This is a genomic window from Pontibacillus sp. ALD_SL1 (assembly GCF_017355605.1).
Genome location: NZ_CP062974.1, coordinates 2,002,295 through 2,020,390 on the forward strand (window position 1 = coordinate 2,002,295; position 18,096 = coordinate 2,020,390).

Sequence of the window (18,096 nt, forward strand, 5' to 3'; positions counted from 1 at the left end):
CTAGCTCACCTCTTTGTGATACTCTTTTAATTCTTCTTTGATCTGATCCACTGTAAAGGAAACAACTTCTGGCTTACCTTGCTCTGATAATAAGACCAATCTTATTTCAGATTGAACATTTTTCTTGTCCCTTGTCATCCTATGTAGCAGTTCATCTTTATTTAACTGATCTAAAATCGTAATAGGATAATGATACTTGGAAATCCAGTCTCTATACGTTTGGCGATGAAGGTCGGTATTAAAATGAGACTCACTAACTTTAAGAGCAAAATCCATTCCAATAGCAACAGCCTCTCCGTGCGTGATCTTACCATATCCAAGCTCTGCTTCAATCGCATGACCTAGTGTATGACCAAAATTCAGAAAACGGCGAATACCTTGTTCCCTTTCATCCTCCGATACAATTCTTGCCTTAACAGCAACCCCTTGTAAAAGAATAGAATTAATCCATTCACTTTCCATATCCGAAAAGCTATTCATTTTAAAACATTGTTCTAAAAACGCTTTATCCTGCGCAATCCAAGCGTGTTTAATCACTTCAGCCATACCCGATCGCCATTCAGTTTTACTGAGTGTACGTAATGTTTCAGTATCGTAAATAACAGCAACTGGTTGATAGAAATGTCCTATTAAATTTTTACCAAGTTCATGATTGATTGCAACTTTCCCACCTACGCTACTATCATGTGCGAGTAGTGTGGTTGGAAGCTGAACGTAATCTATGCCTCGCATATAACTGGCTGCCACATAACCAGCAAGATCACCAACCACTCCCCCTCCTAGGGCTACAATTAAAGACTCTCGATCTATACCATTCTCAATAGCTTTGGTATGACAATCATAAAATACAGATAGACTTTTAGACTGTTCTCCAGCCGGAACAACGAAGCTTGTTACTGTCGTATCCTTAGAAAAGGCATTTTTTACATCTTGTAGATATAAAGGGGCAACATGACTATCTGTTATCACGAAAACTTGCCTATACGAAGTTGGCAAGTAATCTGTTATTGTATGGCGCAAACCTGCTCCAATTGTTATGGAGTATATTCCAGAGTCATGTTCAACTTGTAGCTGCTCCATTAGAAACACCTAATTTCTTCTCGATACTGATCCAAGCTTTCTTTTAATTTAGGGAACTGGTCATGCGGGAATTGTTCTGTTAGAGCACGCGCTAATTCCCATGCGACAACATGTTCCATTACAACTGCAGCAGCTGGAACCGCACATGAATCTGAACGTTCAATGCTTGCTTTAAATGGCTCTTTCGTATCGATATCTACACTTTGTAAGGGTTTGTAAAGTGTAGGTATTGGTTTCATCACACCTTTTACAATCAAAGGCATGCCTGTAGTCATACCGCCTTCAAATCCGCCTAAACGATTCGTCTTACGGTAATAACCTCTCTCTTCTGACCAAGCGATTTCGTCATGAACTTCGCTGCCGTTGAGATGACCGGCTTCAAAGCCTACCCCAAACTCAACACCTTTAAAGGCATTAATGCTGACTACACTTCCAGCAATCCTAGAGTCAATTTTACGGTCGTACTGAACGTATGAGCCAATACCTGCTGGCATGCCCTCAACCATTACTTCGACAATACCTCCAATTGAATCCCCTTCTTGCTTTGCTGTATCAATAGCCTTCATCATTTTCTCTTCTGCGTCTTTATCGAGAGTTCTAACAGGAGAAGCTTCTGACATCTCCTGACGTTCCTGTAGAGACATCGTTTCATCGTAAGAAGCTGTGATACCACCAATTGTATTCACATAACCTGTAATCTTAATATCAAGTTCAGCAAGTAGTTTTTTTGCGATTGCACCTGCCGCTACGCGTGCAGCAGTTTCTCTCGCAGAAGAACGCTCTAATACATTTCGCATATCTCTATGTCCATATTTTAATGCACCGTTCAAATCTGCATGCCCAGGACGAGGACGACTAATTGTGCGACGTACTTCTTCATCGTCACCTATAGGGTCTTCTCCCATTATATTTCTCCAATGAGTAAAATCATCATTTGTTAAAACCAATGATATTGGAGATCCTAGTGTGTATCCATGTCGGACGCCACCTGTAATATTGATTAAATCTTTTTCAATCTGCATACGGCGTCCACGTCCGTATCCACCCTGCCTGCGGATTAATGATTCATTGATGTCCTCAGTTAGTAGTGGCATGAGGGAAGGGATCCCTTCTACGATTGTGGTTAGTTGTTTGCCATGTGATTCGCCTGCAGTTAAATATCTCATCTAAACTCTCCTTTTCTCAGCTATACTTTATGAATTTTGTATTACTATATCATATCCATTAGGAACTGTGTTCATCAAATATGAAAAATTGCACAATCTATCTAAAAATCCAAAAAAGTCAGAATATTTGCGGTGCAATCGAAGGGATCTCTCCCCTCACCTTCTACCCATTTTTCTTGTAAAAAAATGTATCAGCGATGTCAAACTGATAGTTATGTGCGTTAAAAATTTGCTCTGTGCTTCCCACAAATAACACACCACCTTTATTTAAGGAATGGCTAAATTGTTTATAGACTTCATTTTTCGCGGGCTCTGTGAAGTAAATTAAAACATTTCTGCAAATGATTAAATCAAAATTAGATTCATAACGATCAGAAAGTAGATTATGTTTCTTAAATGTTACGGTTTTCTTAATATCATCCGATATTTCAAACAAGTTACCTTTCTGCTTAAAGTATTTATTCCTTATATCAAGAGGTACTTCTTTTAAAGAGCGCTCAGGGTATACCCCTTTTTTTGCTCGTTGCATGACATTCTCATCAATATCAGTAGCAAGTATATGTATATCTGTTAAGGGAAAGTAACGACTTAGGATCATAGCCATTGTATATGGCTCCTCTCCAGTGGAACAAGCAGCACTCCAAACCTTCAAAGTCTTCTTATCCCTCACTAAATCAGGTAATATTTTAGACTCTAGTATTTCCCAACGTTTTTGGTTCCTATAAAATTCGGAAACATTAATGGTCATACGATCTAAAAATTCAAAAAATAACTCTTCATCTTTTGAGATAGCTTGAAAGTATCGTTCAAAACTAGTATAGCCTCTCTTATCGCGCAAGGTAGTCAACCTACGTTTCATCTGTCCCTCTTTATACAAAGAAAGATCAACCCCTGTTTTACGCCTGACTTGGTTTATAAATCCATAGTAGTCATCTGCCATTTATTTTCATTCTCCTCCACTCTAATACCCAATCTTTCAATCTCTATATTAATAAAAGGCTCACCTAATGTAAAATATGATTGAAGAACGCCATACTTAAAGGTAAATACTCTAATTCACATTTATAATTACCTTAAATTTATTACAGTGAACAGTTTTAACTAAAAATAAGCAAGAGGCCGTAATCTAAAAAATGATTACGGCCTCTTGCTTATATCCTTTGTTTCCGTCAACATACCATTCAAGTAAGATTCATTGATACGGAATTCTAGTAAAGCCAGTTTTGGTCGTTTTTCTCATAGTTAAGGAGTTCTTCCCCATTGAAAAACAGTCCAATTTCGCGCTGAGCGCTTTCAGGAGAATCGGAACCGTGAATAACATTTTTACCTACCGTTAATCCAAAGTCCCCTCTCACAGTACCTGGCAAAGCTTCTGAAGGGTTGGTTTTCCCCATCATTTGACGGGCTGTAGCAATTACATTGTCCCCTTCCCATACCATAGCAAAAACAGGTCCAGATGTGATGAACTCAACCAGTTCACCAAAGAAAGGCTTTTCTTTGTGTTCCCCATAATGTTCTTCAGCAAGACTTGAAGGAATCTGCATTAGCTTCCCACCAGCTAATTTAAATCCCTTTTTTTCAAACCTGTTCACAATATCCCCAATTAAATTTCTTTGTACTCCGTCTGGCTTGACCATAATGAACGTTTTTTCCATTTTCTCCACCTCTTAGTTATGTAGAATTATGAAAGCGTTTAAATGTTTAACCAGATGAAATTCTATCAAATTTTCGGAAAAGTAGCAAACATTTTCTAAGATTTACGTTTGCCAATATATTTAGCAATCTTCATAAAGGTTTGTTTTTCCTTTTGATCAGGGAGATGATTCAGGGCTTCATAAGCTTTTTCTAGGTATTGCTCGCTTAAGGCAAAAGATTGCTCAATAGCTCCTGAATCTTTAATTTTAGCGATTACCCAAGACATATCGTCTTTAGTAACCTCTTCTTTTTGAAACAGGTCTTTCAATTCTTTTTTGAATGAATCGTCTTGTTTGATTGTATACAAAACTGGAATTGTAATATTCCCTTGCATTAAATCACTACCAGCAGGCTTCCCGAGTTCCTTCTCGGTCGCAGTGAAATCTAAAACATCATCAATCACTTGATAAGACATCCCAACATAATACCCGTACTTAAATAGAGCCCTTTCAACCGTTTCATTAGCCCCGGCAGCAACAGCTCCGAGACGACAACTTACAGCAATTAAGAGGGCCGTTTTACGTTTGATTCTACGGAGATAAGTTCTTAGGTTTTGTTCCCAATCAAATTTGTCCTTAATCTGCTCTATTTCACCAATACAGACCTCAACAATTGTTTTTGAAAGAATCTGGTGAGCCTTTACATTTTCTAGATTAGACAAACTCTCAATGGCCCTGGCAAATATGTAATCCCCTGAATACATGGCTACCCGATTATCCCACTTAGCTTTAATCGTTTGCTCTCCTCTTCTAAGCTCAGCGTCATCTATGACATCATCATGCACGAGAGAAGCCATATGAATAAGTTCCAAAGCTACAGCCACATGTTTGATTCTTTCAATGTCGTAGTGACCAAACTTAGCCGCTAATAAAACAAAAACAGGACGGATTCGCTTTCCTCCTGCCTGTAACAATTGGGTAGAAGCTTCTCTTAAAATACTATGGTCAGCTTGAATGGTCGTATTAAGAGCCTTTTCTATTTTATCAATATCTTGTTTTAAGTATGGATAGATCATCGCTAATTTCATTGGAGTCACCTTTATATCATTTTCTTACTTCAACGGCTTCGTTCCGAGATGCATTGCAGCAACTCCACCCGTGTAACTTTTTACTTCAACATCTTTCAATCCGGCTTGTTCAAACATCTTTTTCAATTCTAGTCGACCAGGAAAATCTTTCGCAGATTCTTGAAGCCACGAATATTCTTCATAACTTTTCGCAAAAAGTCGACCTAAGAAAGGCATAATGTGTTGAAAGTAAAAATAATATGCTTGCCTGAATCCTAACGCAGTCGGCTGAGATGTTTCCAAGCACACAACTAAACCTCCGGGCTTTACTACACGAGTCATTTCCTTTAAGACTTGTAAATAATCCGGGACATTTCTAAGGCCAAAACCGATTGTAGCATAATCAAAACTATTATCCTCATAAGGAAGTTCCATAGCATTCCCATGTTTGAAATCGACGTAATCCAGGTTCAGATTGTTTTTCTTCTCCACACCTACACTTAGCATATTCTCGCTAAAATCAAGGCCCACAACGCTACCCTGTCCTCCTACTTTCTCTGCAAGCGCTAAAGTCCAATCGCCTGTCCCACAGCAAACATCTATTGCACTTTCTCCTTTTTGAACGTTCATTCGATTCATGACGTCTTTACGCCATGCTTTATGACGTTGAAAGGAAATAATTGAGTTCATAACATCATATCGGTTATAAATTTTCTCAAAAACATGATGAACACGTTGAGATTTCGTTTGTTGATCCATTGGTTATCCTTCCTCCACAGCTTGATGTTTCAAATAAAATGAATGATAAATATGATGCTGGAGGTACGTTTTCAGAGTACTAAAGCTTCCTGGCAATTGAGTTAAAGATTGCTCAACAGAAACCATTTGCTTTTTCATATACTTCTCTATTGTTCGCAATGCTTGCGCTCCATTTTGATGAACGAGTGTACTTTTAATAAGTAATTCAATTAAGGGGGAATTTTCACGTTTTCTAAAGCGACGATCTTCATCTTGCAATCTTTTAGCTAAAAGCCAGTCCCCTGCTACCTCATTCATCATAGGTTGGTTTACAAATTCAGCTACACGTTGAATCAATAACGACTCAACTTGTTTTAAGGCATCCATTACTTGAGCAATAGAAGGAAAATCTTGATTGTAAATCTTCATTTTCAATTCATTGATCTCTTTAATGGCAGAAGCTAGTGTATGAATCATTGGTAAATCCTCTATTTTAGACAAAAGGTAATAATATAACCCACTGTAATAGTCACCAGCTAATACGGTAAGCTGACGACTCTTTGTTACATGGTCCTCTTCGTTCATTGTTGAAGAATTCACAAGTTCATGAGTATCTAGAGCTATTTGTACTAGCATCGTTGAGATTATATAATGCTTCTGCTTGTCTTCACTTAGGTCTGTATCTTGCAATAAAGACGTTAGAAACATGAGTTTATCTTCACAGATTACGGGATCAGATATATATTTGGCTAAATAAGGATGTTGGATTTGATGTTCAATACTAGTTCTTAAGTGTTCAATATTCACATTTGTATCTTTCACTGACATCACCCAAAACCTTTCGTGCCGTATCTCGGCTAACTCTGTCTATTATAGCATATCTAACTGTCTCAACACATTTATGAGTAATTATAGTGTGCCCAATTATTCTAAATGAATATATGTATAAAAGAAAAAGCAGAGCGTTCAGGTCACTCTGCCTCGGTGTTCATCTCGCCGTGACTTGTCTGAATTACTGCTTTCCCTCTAACTTTAACTGCTGAAGTATGTTCTGTGAACTGGGCAATCATAACCTCACCAGTATCTAGTTTTTCGGAATGATGGAATCGTGTATCGGTCCCCCTAGTAAGGCCAATTACATTCACTCCATCCTCAAGCGCTTTGATTACAAAAAAATCTCCGCTAGACTTTTGGTTGCTCATCTCAATCCTCCTAGAGCTAATCTTTATTCACTATCTCTTAAAATAAAATGCGTGTCAATTCATATACATCAAATTAAGGATCTGTATGTGAAAATAAGGCTGACCCATAACATTGAGTCAGCCTTACTCATTATGCCCTATATGTAATTACTTTACGGAATCCTTAAGGGCTTTACCTGGTTTGAATGCTGGTACTTTGCTAGCAGAAATTTCGATTTCTTGGCCAGTTTGTGGGTTACGACCTTTACGAGCCGCACGCTCACGTACTTCAAAGTTACCAAAACCAATAAGTTGTACTTTATCACCGTCTTGAAGCGTTTCAGTGATTGAATCAAAAACTGCATCTACAGCTTTTGTAGCATCTTTTTTAGAAAGATCACTTTTCTCTGCAACTGCATTGATAAGATCTGTCTTGTTCATGCTATTCACCTCCTCCCAGGAAATGGTTACGCATTCATTTGTGCCAAGTTGGAAACATGTTGTTACCTACATTTGTGCACATTTTTGTAACGTCTTATACGTATTTTCACCAAGAAAACTTGATGACAAGCCTTATATTAAACGATGAGGAGCGTGATTTCAATAAAAACAATAAACTTTCTTCTACAAAAAGACTGATATACCAAGACTTCAGGGTCTTTTATGGATATAAAACAATAATTTTTTTAATTATTAAACAAAAGCCACAACCCTTGGTATGAAAGGGTTGTGGTCATATGGATAAGTTTTCTATTTTACATCTATTAGGGAATTGTTCTAACTCTAAAATTTCTTAAAAAAAAATAAAAAAAGCGGTGGCTAACCGCTTATAAAATAATCGCGATTAACCCTCCGCTGCCCTCATTTATAATTCTTTCAAGTGTTTCTTTTAGTTTATAACGAGCATTTTCAGGCATTAAAGCAAGCTTAGCACCGATTCCTTCTCTTACAATGGAACTTAACGAACGACCAAATATATCTGAGTTCCAGATAGATAATGGATCTTCTTCAAAGTCCTGCATTAAATATCGAACTAATTCTTCACTTTGCTTCTCAGTTCCTATAATTGGTGCAAATTCAGACTCAACATCCACTTTCACCATATGAATCGATGGGGCAACAGCTTTCAAACGAACCCCAAACCTTGAACCTTGACGTATAATTTCTGGCTCATCTAAGAACATATCTTCAAGAGCAGGGGCTGCAATACCGTAACCTGTCTGCTTTACCATTTGAAGAGCTTCAGACACTTGGTCATACTCTCGTTTGGCATGAGCAAAATCTTGCATAAGTTGCAGCAAGTGATCTTTACCTCTAATTTCTTCCCCTACTATTTCTTTTAGTACTTGATCATAAAGATAATCTGGTGCTTGAAGGTCAATTTCAGCTACACCTTCCCCCATCTCCATACCAGCTAATTGAGCCTTATCAATATAATCATAATCGGAGAATTGTCCGACCACCCTGTCTACGTCTCTTAATCTCTTAATGTCTTTCACAGTGTCTTGAATGGCGTCTTGATAATTTTTACGAAGCCAGTGCCCTTCATTCAAAACCATTACCCAGCTAGGCAAGTTAACATTCACTTCAAGAACAGGGAATTCATATAATGCTTCACGGAGAACATTGTAGACATCACTCTCTCTCATTCCCTCTACACTCATGGAAATGACAGGTATATCATATTTTTCCTGTAATTGCTGTCTCAACAATTCAGTGTCCTGGTGATGAGGACGAACGGAGTTAATAATCATAATATATGGCTTTCCGACCTCTTTTAATTCTTCTACAACTCTCTCCTCAGCTTCAACATAATCCATTCTCGGAATTTCTCCAATAGTGCCATCAGTAGTAACCACCACCCCAATTGTCGAGTGCTCTGTGATTACTTTTCTTGTTCCGATTTCTGCCGCATCGTGAAATGGTATAGGTTCCTCATACCAAGGAGTATTAATCATTCGAGGCCCATTTTCATCTTCGTAACCTTTAGCTCCTTCAACTGTATATCCAACACAATCTACAACTCTGAAATTCACATCCAAGCCTTCGTCCACATGCACTTGTACTGCTTGATTTGGTACAAACTTCGGCTCAGTAGTCATGATTGTCTTACCAGCTGCAGATTGAGGAAGTTCATCCTGGGCTCGTGCACGTTCACCTTCATCTTGGATATTTGGAAGGACAACAAGCTCCATAAACTTTTTAATAAAGGTGGATTTACCTGTTCTCACCGCTCCTACAACACCTAAATAAATATCTCCATCAGTCCGTTTAGAAATGTCTTTAAAAACATCAACTCTTTCCAAGTGATCCCCTCCCGATCCATTTACTTCGCTTGGACAAACAAATAATAAGTGCTAACGAATCTTTGCATTACAAGTCTATGATGTTGTCCTACTGTTTTATGACTTGTTTTTGAAACCTACCTAATAGAATCTAGTCCAGTCAAAGGTTATTTCCTTTTGACCTACTACTATTGTTACTATATAAAAACTAAAGACTGATTATGCTATAGTTTTGCAGGTTAACTGAAATTTTCTAAACCTTGTTCAAGAATAGGGCAGGATTGTTGAAGACTCGAAACTGAGACATTTTAGTGTAAATGGGGCCGTTATTTTGTTGGGAGCTTGGGGTGTCTGGGGAACGACTCGCTTTCCGCGGGCGAGCTGTCGAGCTTCCTCAGGAAAACCACCATGCGGGATCTCGTCGACCTCTTTCTCCCGCAGGAGCCTCATTAGTGAAAGAGGAAGTTAGACTAAGACCGTCACGTCAATAGCCAACGTCGAACGACCCCACGTCGTGTGGGGCCGCGGAAAGCGAGTGATTTCCCGAACCACCTTACTCTCAATTTGAGCAAACGGAAGCATTCTCTCAACTTCAAGTGTTCCATATAAGGGGGCTTAAATAGAAATATAATATAAAAAACCTTCCAACCAGGTTGAAAGGTTTTCAGGAGCGCTATGAAGGGTTGTCTGCGTCGACACCTCTAAAGACGGGTTCTCCGTCTTGTATTGTATAAGGAAGAGAGTGAGAAGGTACAATAGGAGAATCCTTCACAAGTATGTATCGGATGTCATCTCCATTTGTATAGGAATGCTGCTTCTCTTGTAAGGCTTTATAGAGTTCTTGACGATAATCCAAATATATTTTGCCTTTGGCATCCATCACAACCGGGAGTTGAGTGTCAGAGAAGGGGCTCTTTATGGTAGGACTTTGTTCTAACCCAATCTTCTTATGATCAATTTTGTATACGTCTTTCGCAATTCTTTCTCCATAAGGAGCATATTGATACTCATTTCGATAAGCTGTGATCCGATTATTAATTTTTTGTAGTTCTTGGGTGGCTCTTAAATCCATAACTTTTACAGTAGGATCATCTTCTACATGAATTAACACATATTGGTACACACCACCACGTTCAAATGAATTCCCTGGTGCTTCTGATATAAGATTCTCTTCCCGCAATCGTTTATAGTCAATTGGATACTTCTGGAATATATTCGTATCTTGATCCCTTGTCTTGATTGGTAGAGAATAAGGGTTATTCTTTTTATACTCAACTACTGCAGATTGGAGTGATTCCAATTGTACTTGATTAGGAATTTGATTCTTGGATAAGCGCTCGTCCGGGTACAAACACCCAGTTAAAATGAACGCTGCCACTAACAGCACCGTCATTTTTTTGATATACATGAGTCATACCTCCACTTCTTAAGATGTCGGTCCACTAAAGACGATATAAAAAATGATAAGACCTGCTAGTATCATAAATATGTACGCTAAAAAAGCAGTAATTCCACTTAAAATTCCCTTTAACTTATGACGGCTAAGCATAATTAAACCGATCGAAAGGAACATAAATATAATACCCGCAAAAGATATATACATATTTAGCATCGATTGAGACAACGTGTTCAGCTCCTTTTGCATATGTCAACTTTCACGGCATTCATTATACCACAATTTATTACCTTACCATATGCTAGCAAGAAACCCAATTCATGCTTTTACATACCAAAAAACCGAGGCGAATGGGGCGAATTCACCTCGGTTTGACTAAATATTACCCTTTACATACAACTCTAGTTGATATCCTGCTGCGTTTTATAGTATGCAATCATTCATGTATTGGTATACTCATGTGCCTATTTATAACTATTTTTTAAACATTTGATTTAGTTGGTTCATATCCATATTGTTATTTGTTATAGCTTTAACAATTTTATCTTCTTTTTCCTTAGATATAGGTTTACCTGCCATTTTGGATAACTGCTTCACAAGATTACGAACTGTTTTCTCGTCTTTAAAGTTCGCATTCTTAACAGAGTCAGCAACTTTCATAATTTCATCAGGAGAGATATTGGCTTTATTTTGAAGATGCTCAAATGCTTTCTTTTGGAATCCGCTCACGTAACTTCCTCCTCATAATAAACTTTCAACACATTATATGCGGAGGAAGTTTAAGCGTGAGGTGTTCAGGAAAAATTAATCACTTAATACATTCGTTAAATCTTCCATTTCATGTCGTCGACCTCTTGTCATTAACTGATCGACTACGTCTTTCGCTTCAGCATTTTGGAATAGAATTTGTTCAATTCCAGCAGTTATAGGCATTTCAACACCTTGTTCCTTAGAGAGTTTATAAGCTGCGTTCGTAGTTCTAACCCCTTCTACAACCATGCCCATATGCTCCAAAACGTCTTCAAGGTCTTGACCTTGTCCCAACATATAGCCTGCTCTGTAGTTACGGCTGTGTTGACTTGTACAAGTTACAATGAGATCCCCTACACCTGTTAATCCGGCAAATGTTAAAGGACTTGATCCCATAGAAGTACCTAACCGCGCAATTTCAGCAAGGCCCCGGGTAATGAGAGCAGCTTTTGCATTATCTCCATAACCTAAACCATCTGAAATACCAGCACCTAAAGCAATAATATTCTTCAGTGCACCGCCTAATTCAACACCAACAATATCAGGATTCGTGTAGACACGGAAATGCTCGTTAATAAAGAGATCCTGAGCCAATTCGGCCGTTTTCATAGTTTCAGACGAAACTGTAACTGTAGTTGGTTGCCTGAGCCCTACTTCTTCTGCGTGCGAAGGGCCACTAAGAACAACGACATCATCATAGTAATCACTAGGCATTTCTTCAGTAATCATTTCAGACACACGCTTCAATGAATCAGGATCAATACCTTTAGTAGCATGGATAAGCGTTATTTTGTGATCTAACACTTCTTGCAACTGCTGGCAAACGTTTCTGATCGCTTTTGTTGGAACCACTAACACAACAGCAGTAACATCTTGAACAGCTTGCTTTAAGTCTGTGTATGCTACAATTGATTCCGGTAAAGAGACTTCTTTCAAGTATTTCTTATTCTTGTGCGATTCGTTTATTTCATTGGCCTGTTCTGCTCGATGTGTCCATAAACGAACTTCATGGTGGTTATCGGCTAACACAATGGATAGAGCTGTTCCCCAGCTTCCTGCCCCTAATACGGCTACATTTGCCATGCCTTCACTCTCCCCTTATTTTCGTCTACGTGCATAAATCTTAATTGGTGTTCCTTCAAAACCAAATGCGTCACGAATTCGGTTCTCTAAGAAGCGTTCATACGAAAAGTGTAGTAAGTCTGGGTCATTCACAAACACCACAAAGGTTGGTGGTGATACTGCTACTTGTGACATATAGAAGACTTTAAGTTTCTGCCCTTTCAATGATGGCGCTGGATTCATCGCTAGAGCATCCATTATTACTTCATTCAGTATATTGGTTTGAACACGTTTCGTATGATTCTCACTCGCTTGTAAAATGCTAGGCAATAATGTATGAACACGTTTCTTTGTTTTTGCAGATAAGAAGACAATCGGCGCATAGTCAAGGAACTGAAATTCTTGACGTACTTTATCTTCAAATTTCTTCATAGTTTTATCATCGCGGTCAACAGCATCCCATTTGTTTACGACAATGACAACCGCTTTCCCTGCTTCATGAGCATATCCAGCAATACGCTTATCCTGCTCAATAATGCCAGACTCACCATCGAGTACGACCAAAACAACATCCGAGCGTTCAATAGCTTTTAGCGCTCTCATGACACTATACTTCTCAGTTGTCTCATACACTTTACCACGCTTACGCATTCCAGCGGTATCAATAATAATGTAATCACGATCATCTTTAGTGAAAGAAGTATCAATAGCATCCCTTGTTGTTCCTTCGATATCACTGACAATGACACGCTCTTCCCCTAACATCGTATTAACTAGAGAGGATTTCCCTACATTTGGGCGTCCAATTAAACTAAAGCGTATCGTATCATCATCTACATCAACTTCCTCACGCTCTGGGAAGTGATTGACAACTTCGTCAAGCATATCCCCTAATCCAAGCCCGTGAGTTCCAGAGATCGGGAATGGCTCCCCAAACCCTAGTGAATAGAATTCATAAATCTTCTCGCGCATTTCTGGGTTATCAATCTTATTAACAGCAAGAACAACAGGCTTATTTGACTTGTAAAGAAGCTTTGCAACTTCTTCATCAGCTCCCGTAATTCCGTCACGGCCATTTACCATGAAGACAATGACATCCGCTTCATCAATAGCGACCTCTGCTTGTCCCCTCATTTTCACAAGTAAAGGCTCGTCTCCTTGCTCTATTCCACCTGTATCAATTATATTAAACGTGGTATTTAACCATTCTGCTTCTGCATAAATACGGTCTCTTGTTACACCCGGCGTATCCTCTACAATGGAAATACGCTCTCCTACTAACCGGTTGAAAATTGTGGATTTCCCCACATTCGGTCTACCGACTACGGCTACTACAGATTTTCGCATGAAAGGTTCACCCTTTCTATATCATATTCTTATTTTTACAACGACACACAAGGTCTATTTCACAAATTAAGCGCTAGTATTTTGTGTTATTGTAAATGTATAAGCAAACCCTTCTTGTCAAGTAAGAAGGGTTTACTCTTAACTTTTTCATTTTAGCAGAAGGACTTAAAACTAACAATCCTTTTCTCATACAATATAGGACAGTAACAGCCTTTTAGAGATTAATGTTTAACTATAATATATAGCTCATCACTTAAGGCATGAGAAATACCATCTAAAATCGCTTCTAAATTGGCAGCCACTTTATCCATTTCTTCTTTCGTATCACAAATAAAAATTGGGGAACCCCCATCCACATTATCTCGCTTCATCGTAATAGAAGCCAATACCATCTTTTCTACTTTCATTTGAGACCCCCCTCTTCCTTATTAGCTTTAGATTCAGATGGCATACGAATCGCATTCTCAAGGACTGGAACCGCACCAATAATTTTAATAGCCTTTTCTTTATCCCTCTCTTGAGGCAGTACAAATACACCGATGCGTCCATCATCAAGATCCCTTTTAATTAATGGAACTAATGCAGGTGTACCACTATCTCTAAATACACCCATAGAAATGGATATATCGTGCAGGATTGCTTGTCGTTGACCTAGATTTGCAATGGTTGATCGAACATTGAAATTTTTCGGGGTTAACACAAACCCCATTCCATACTCGCCAATCTCTTCTTGTCTTTGAGGCAAACCAATATTCATTATATAAATATTATCCACATACAAACCCGCCCCTTCAAAATGAGGTTGAACATATTCAATATTCACGATATCTTTAAGTGTCTTCCCACTCATAAACTTACGCACAATAAAGAAGCAAGCTAAGGAAATGAGAAGCCCCACCCAAATATTCCAAACTAAAAAGCTAAGTGTAGCTAATAAAGAAGTGAAGATAACAAGGTAGTTACGTGCTTCAAATGCTATAGCAATCCCTTCTATGTATGTATTCCCTCTCGGTACCAGTTCATAGGCATCTAACTCTGTTAACGTATTTCTTTCCATATTCCTAACTTCCCTAAACTGAGAAGCTGCAATCGTAAGAAAAGTTACAGCAGTAAATTCAAGTTCCATAATAGCTGGTACAGCAATTGTTCCAAGGGAAGCAGCTATGAAACCAAGGGAAATGTGGATCACCTTCCCATGTAGATAAGTAGGATATTGGCGATAATCAGCCCTTAACATTACTAAACGTATCGCAACACCTATGATGACTCCAAATAAAATAGGGTATGTATATTCATTCATGATCGAAATCCTACCTTTCTCTTGATCCGATTCGTCACTGTTTGTTCAAAGATCTCGCTTACTTTATCCAATCCACTATTTAAGATAACTAAACTACAGACTACACTATAAACATCGAGGTAAGCCCAGTCCCCCACACCTTCAGCATAACCATACCCACTCAAGATAATCGTATATAGCCATTCACCTATAGCTGAAGCAAAACCCCACACGGCGATTCTTAAAATAACCGGTTCTACTAGCATGCTTACAACTACAAACGAAAGAGCTCCTACAATGACTAGCCTTGGCATCATCATCCAAACAGGTACAACTTTCTCGAATAGGAGTATTCCAGCGTACCCAACACTCACGAATAGAGCCACTAGTGTTGGATAAAATACCTTTTGATGATGCAAAATAATAAGCATTGAAAAAACTAAGATTACAACTAGAGCATAACTTCCCGAATATCTAAAAAGCTCCCAAGAAGAGCCTGAACTATTTAAAAGTATTAACACGTACATACTTGCGACTAAACGTTGTCGAGTTTTAGACATTAGGAAAGTCGCTACCACCCATAATCCCCAACATAAAAAGTAAAAAATCAGTCCCTGAACCATCCTATCCACCTTCCCTCCTTTCATTATGGTCAATTGTGGGATTTCTAATCATGCATAACGTTCGGAATCAGGAAAATACTAATTTGAAAGAGGAGGTGTTCTTATGGGTAAGGACCGGCAACAAAAGAAGTTAAAAAAAGAAAATCGCGTAGAAAGTGATCGCGACACACAAAATCATCCAAAAGGAAGTACGTACTTAGACACTCCTGAACAAGCAAGAAAAGATCAAAAATTATAAAAAAAGCCCATTGCTTATGTGTAAGCAATGGGCTTTCATCCTTTATAACGTTGTAATTCTTTGTTCTAACCAAGACTTTGTAGAACCAGTATAAATATGGGGTTTTCCATCTAGTTGATAGGTTTCTTTAGCACCTAAAAGCATCATGGCAATCTTGAACTCTTCATGCACATGATCTATCTTTTTAATTAAGGTCTCAAGATCATCTTTCATTAAGGTTCTAAGAAGTTGGCCTGCCATACCAAATGCGTTAGCACCTAATACGAATGATTTCGCTCCATCCAAGCCGTTACGCATTCCACCAGAAGCAATTACATTACATTCAGGGAAAACGCTTTTCACTTCTTTGATAGACGTCACGGTAGGAATGCCCCATCCATTATAAGATTCAAGAGGCTGTCTTCTCCGTTTATTCTCAACATTAGAGAAGTTTGTACCACCCTTACCTCCAACGTCAATATAGGAGACTCCTATTTCTTTCAACTGACGTGTAGTTTCCTGTGAAATACCAAAGCCAACTTCTTTTAGTATAACTGGAACCTCTACAGATTTTACGATTTCTTCGATTTGCTCTAATCGAGTTGTAAAATCTCTATCTCCTTCTGGCATGATCAATTCCTGCAACACATTTAAATGGATCTGCAACGCATTGGCTTCTAACATGTCAATAGCAAGCTTAGCTTGATCAAGCGTTGCTTCACTTCCAACGTTAGCAAAAACGATACCGTCTGGGTTCTCTTGTCTAACGACTTGATAACTCTTCATTTCTCTTTCATCTTTAAGAGCAGACATTTGCGATCCAACAGCAAGCGCGATCCCTGTTTCCTTTGCAGCTATAGCAAGGTCACGGTTAATGGCTTCTGTCTTCTCACCGCCTCCTCCAGTCATTGCATTTACAAAAAGAGGCGAACTTAGAGTAAGTTCGCCTAATTGAGTCTGCAATGAAATATCATCCCAATGAATATCCGTCAAACTCTGATGAATAATTTCCATCTCATCAAAGCTATTAATACCAAGGTCCTCACGGGATAATGCATGTCTAATATGCTCAAGTTTTCTCTTAGAACGACTCAATAATATCACCGAATTTTGTAGTTTATTTTAGTTTGTTTAGCTTGTCACCGATAAAGTCACCTAATTGAAAGCCGCCATCGTCATCTCTTGTATATTGTTCTACTTGCTGACGATCTTGATCAGCTTCAATTTCTTTAATACTTAATGAAATACGTTTTTCATCTTCGTTTACATCCAGCACTTTCACTTTAATGTCTTGACCTTCCTCAAGAACCTCTTGAGGGGTACCAATGTGCTGCTTAGAAATCTGGGAAATGTGTACAAGACCTTCAACTCCAGGTAGAAGTTCTACAAAGGCACCAAAGTTAACCAAACGGCGTACTTTACCTTCTAGTATATCTCCTGGACGGATCTTTTCTCCAACCTGGTCCCAAGGTCCAGGAAGTGTGTCTTTAAGAGAAAGTGAAATTCGTTCATTGTCACGGTCTACAGAAAGAACACGTACTTGAATTTTTTGCCCTTCCTCTACCACATCGGAAGCTTTATCGACATGCTCATGAGCAAGCTGGGAGATGTGTACAAGCCCATCTACTCCACCAATGTCTACGAAAGCACCAAAATCAGTTAAGCGTTGTACAGTACCGTCCAATACTTGGTCTGCTTCAAGTTCCTGAAGTAAAGCAGCTTTGCGCGCGTCTTTTTCATCTTCTACAACGGCACTATGAGAAAGGATTACTCGATTTTGTTCTCGGTCTAGCTCAATTACTTTGAGCGTAAGAGTTCTACCTTTGTAATCATTAAAGTCTTCAACATAATATGTTTCGACAAGAGAAGCTGGAATAAATCCACGAAGACCTACATCAACTACAAGTCCACCTTTTACGATGTCTTTGACTTCAGCTTCGAATACTTCTCCACTTTCTAATTTTGCTTCAAGGTCTTCCCAAGCTGATTCAGCATCTACCGCACGCTTAGATAAGACAATTTCTTCGTCATCCATTTTCTTCACTTTTAGCGTTAACTCGTCACCTTCTGATACCACATCAGCTGCTTTTTCTACATGTAAACTAGAAAGTTCACTGATTGGAACGATGCCTTCAACTTTGTAACCGATATCGACAAGTACCTGCTTGTCTTCAACTTTTACAACCTTACCCGTAAGTACATCGCCGACTGAAACGTTCGGCATTTCTGACATTTCTTGGTTCATTTCATCCATTAAAAAAGACCTCCTTC

General features: G+C 38.7%; 21 protein-coding genes. 1 reads left to right on the forward strand and 20 read right to left on the reverse strand.

Annotation, left to right across the window (positions count from 1 at the left end; all coding sequences use genetic code 11):
* The 18 genes from aroB to IMZ31_RS10165 form a co-directional block, all read right to left on the reverse strand.
* Positions 1 to 1,080: a 3-dehydroquinate synthase gene (aroB, locus tag IMZ31_RS10080; RefSeq protein WP_207527261.1), complete on the reverse strand. Its 1,080-nt coding sequence runs from the start codon at positions 1,078 to 1,080 to the stop codon at positions 1 to 3.
* Positions 1,080 to 2,246: a chorismate synthase gene (gene aroC / locus IMZ31_RS10085; RefSeq protein ID WP_207527262.1), complete on the reverse strand. Its 1,167-nt coding sequence runs from the start codon at positions 2,244 to 2,246 to the stop codon at positions 1,080 to 1,082. The genes aroB and aroC overlap by 1 nt, the downstream gene beginning before the upstream one ends.
* A gap of 163 nt (positions 2,247 to 2,409) precedes the next feature.
* On the reverse strand, positions 2,410 to 3,186 hold the full coding sequence (locus IMZ31_RS10090) for a CheR family methyltransferase (protein ID WP_207527263.1): 777 nt from the start codon (positions 3,184 to 3,186) through the stop codon (positions 2,410 to 2,412).
* A 268-nt stretch (positions 3,187 to 3,454) separates the two neighbouring features.
* Positions 3,455 to 3,901 carry a nucleoside-diphosphate kinase gene (gene ndk / locus IMZ31_RS10095; RefSeq protein ID WP_207527264.1) on the reverse strand — a complete coding sequence of 149 codons (447 nt, stop codon included), beginning with the start codon at positions 3,899 to 3,901 and terminating at the stop codon, positions 3,455 to 3,457.
* A 95-nt stretch (positions 3,902 to 3,996) separates the two neighbouring features.
* Positions 3,997 to 4,968 carry a heptaprenyl diphosphate synthase component II gene (gene hepT / locus IMZ31_RS10100; protein ID WP_207527265.1) on the reverse strand — a complete coding sequence of 324 codons (972 nt, stop codon included), beginning with the start codon at positions 4,966 to 4,968 and terminating at the stop codon, positions 3,997 to 3,999.
* A gap of 24 nt (positions 4,969 to 4,992) precedes the next feature.
* Positions 4,993 to 5,706 (reverse strand): demethylmenaquinone methyltransferase, encoded by a 714-nt coding sequence (gene menG, locus IMZ31_RS10105; RefSeq protein WP_207527266.1) that lies wholly within the window; start codon positions 5,704 to 5,706, stop codon positions 4,993 to 4,995.
* A 3-nt stretch (positions 5,707 to 5,709) separates the two neighbouring features.
* Positions 5,710 to 6,513 carry a heptaprenyl diphosphate synthase component 1 gene (locus tag IMZ31_RS10110; RefSeq protein WP_207527267.1) on the reverse strand — a complete coding sequence of 268 codons (804 nt, stop codon included), beginning with the start codon at positions 6,511 to 6,513 and terminating at the stop codon, positions 5,710 to 5,712.
* Between the two features lie 143 nt (positions 6,514 to 6,656).
* Positions 6,657 to 6,887, reverse strand: coding sequence for a trp RNA-binding attenuation protein MtrB (mtrB, locus tag IMZ31_RS10115; protein WP_036779413.1), 231 nt, complete (start codon positions 6,885 to 6,887; stop codon positions 6,657 to 6,659).
* 147 nt (positions 6,888 to 7,034) lie between these two features.
* The gene (locus IMZ31_RS10120) at positions 7,035 to 7,307 is read right to left on the reverse strand and encodes an HU family DNA-binding protein (protein ID WP_207527268.1); all 273 of its coding nucleotides are present in this window, start codon (positions 7,305 to 7,307) and stop codon (positions 7,035 to 7,037) included.
* Positions 7,308 to 7,693: 386 nt separating this feature from the next.
* A complete protein-coding gene (gene spoIVA / locus IMZ31_RS10125; protein ID WP_036779417.1) occupies positions 7,694 to 9,172 on the reverse strand; it encodes a stage IV sporulation protein A in 1,479 nt (492 codons plus the stop codon).
* A gap of 652 nt (positions 9,173 to 9,824) precedes the next feature.
* Positions 9,825 to 10,559, reverse strand: coding sequence for a hypothetical protein (locus IMZ31_RS10130; RefSeq protein WP_207527269.1), 735 nt, complete (start codon positions 10,557 to 10,559; stop codon positions 9,825 to 9,827).
* 18 nt (positions 10,560 to 10,577) lie between these two features.
* Complete coding sequence (locus tag IMZ31_RS10135) at positions 10,578 to 10,775, reverse strand: DUF2768 domain-containing protein (RefSeq protein WP_207527270.1); 198 nt, start codon at positions 10,773 to 10,775, stop codon at positions 10,578 to 10,580.
* Positions 10,776 to 11,021: 246 nt separating this feature from the next.
* A complete protein-coding gene (locus tag IMZ31_RS10140; protein ID WP_207527271.1) occupies positions 11,022 to 11,276 on the reverse strand; it encodes a stage VI sporulation protein F in 255 nt (84 codons plus the stop codon).
* A 75-nt stretch (positions 11,277 to 11,351) separates the two neighbouring features.
* Positions 11,352 to 12,380 carry an NAD(P)H-dependent glycerol-3-phosphate dehydrogenase gene (locus IMZ31_RS10145; protein ID WP_207527272.1) on the reverse strand — a complete coding sequence of 343 codons (1,029 nt, stop codon included), beginning with the start codon at positions 12,378 to 12,380 and terminating at the stop codon, positions 11,352 to 11,354.
* Positions 12,381 to 12,395: 15 nt separating this feature from the next.
* Positions 12,396 to 13,706 carry a ribosome biogenesis GTPase Der gene (gene der, locus IMZ31_RS10150; RefSeq protein ID WP_188650306.1) on the reverse strand — a complete coding sequence of 437 codons (1,311 nt, stop codon included), beginning with the start codon at positions 13,704 to 13,706 and terminating at the stop codon, positions 12,396 to 12,398.
* Between the two features lie 221 nt (positions 13,707 to 13,927).
* Positions 13,928 to 14,113, reverse strand: a complete 186-nt coding sequence (locus IMZ31_RS10155; protein ID WP_207527273.1) for a capping complex subunit for YIEGIA — start codon at positions 14,111 to 14,113, stop codon at positions 13,928 to 13,930.
* On the reverse strand, positions 14,110 to 15,006 hold the full coding sequence (locus tag IMZ31_RS10160) for a YIEGIA family protein (protein WP_207527274.1): 897 nt from the start codon (positions 15,004 to 15,006) through the stop codon (positions 14,110 to 14,112). Before IMZ31_RS10160 ends, IMZ31_RS10155 begins: the two co-directional genes overlap by 4 nt.
* Positions 15,003 to 15,545: a YphA family membrane protein gene (locus IMZ31_RS10165; RefSeq protein ID WP_207527275.1), complete on the reverse strand. Its 543-nt coding sequence runs from the start codon at positions 15,543 to 15,545 to the stop codon at positions 15,003 to 15,005. Before IMZ31_RS10165 ends, IMZ31_RS10160 begins: the two co-directional genes overlap by 4 nt.
* A gap of 166 nt (positions 15,546 to 15,711) precedes the next feature.
* Between IMZ31_RS10165 and IMZ31_RS10170 the strand changes: the two genes are divergently transcribed.
* Positions 15,712 to 15,846 (forward strand): YpzI family protein, encoded by a 135-nt coding sequence (locus tag IMZ31_RS10170; protein WP_084599270.1) that lies wholly within the window; start codon positions 15,712 to 15,714, stop codon positions 15,844 to 15,846.
* A 42-nt stretch (positions 15,847 to 15,888) separates the two neighbouring features.
* Here IMZ31_RS10170 and fni read toward each other — a convergent pair whose 3' ends face one another.
* Both fni and rpsA read right to left on the reverse strand, forming a co-directional pair.
* Positions 15,889 to 16,929, reverse strand: a complete 1,041-nt coding sequence (gene fni / locus IMZ31_RS10175; protein ID WP_371825448.1) for a type 2 isopentenyl-diphosphate Delta-isomerase — start codon at positions 16,927 to 16,929, stop codon at positions 15,889 to 15,891.
* 13 nt (positions 16,930 to 16,942) lie between these two features.
* Positions 16,943 to 18,079, reverse strand: coding sequence for a 30S ribosomal protein S1 (rpsA, locus tag IMZ31_RS10180; RefSeq protein ID WP_188650316.1), 1,137 nt, complete (start codon positions 18,077 to 18,079; stop codon positions 16,943 to 16,945).
* Positions 18,080 to 18,096: the final 17 nt, after the last annotated feature.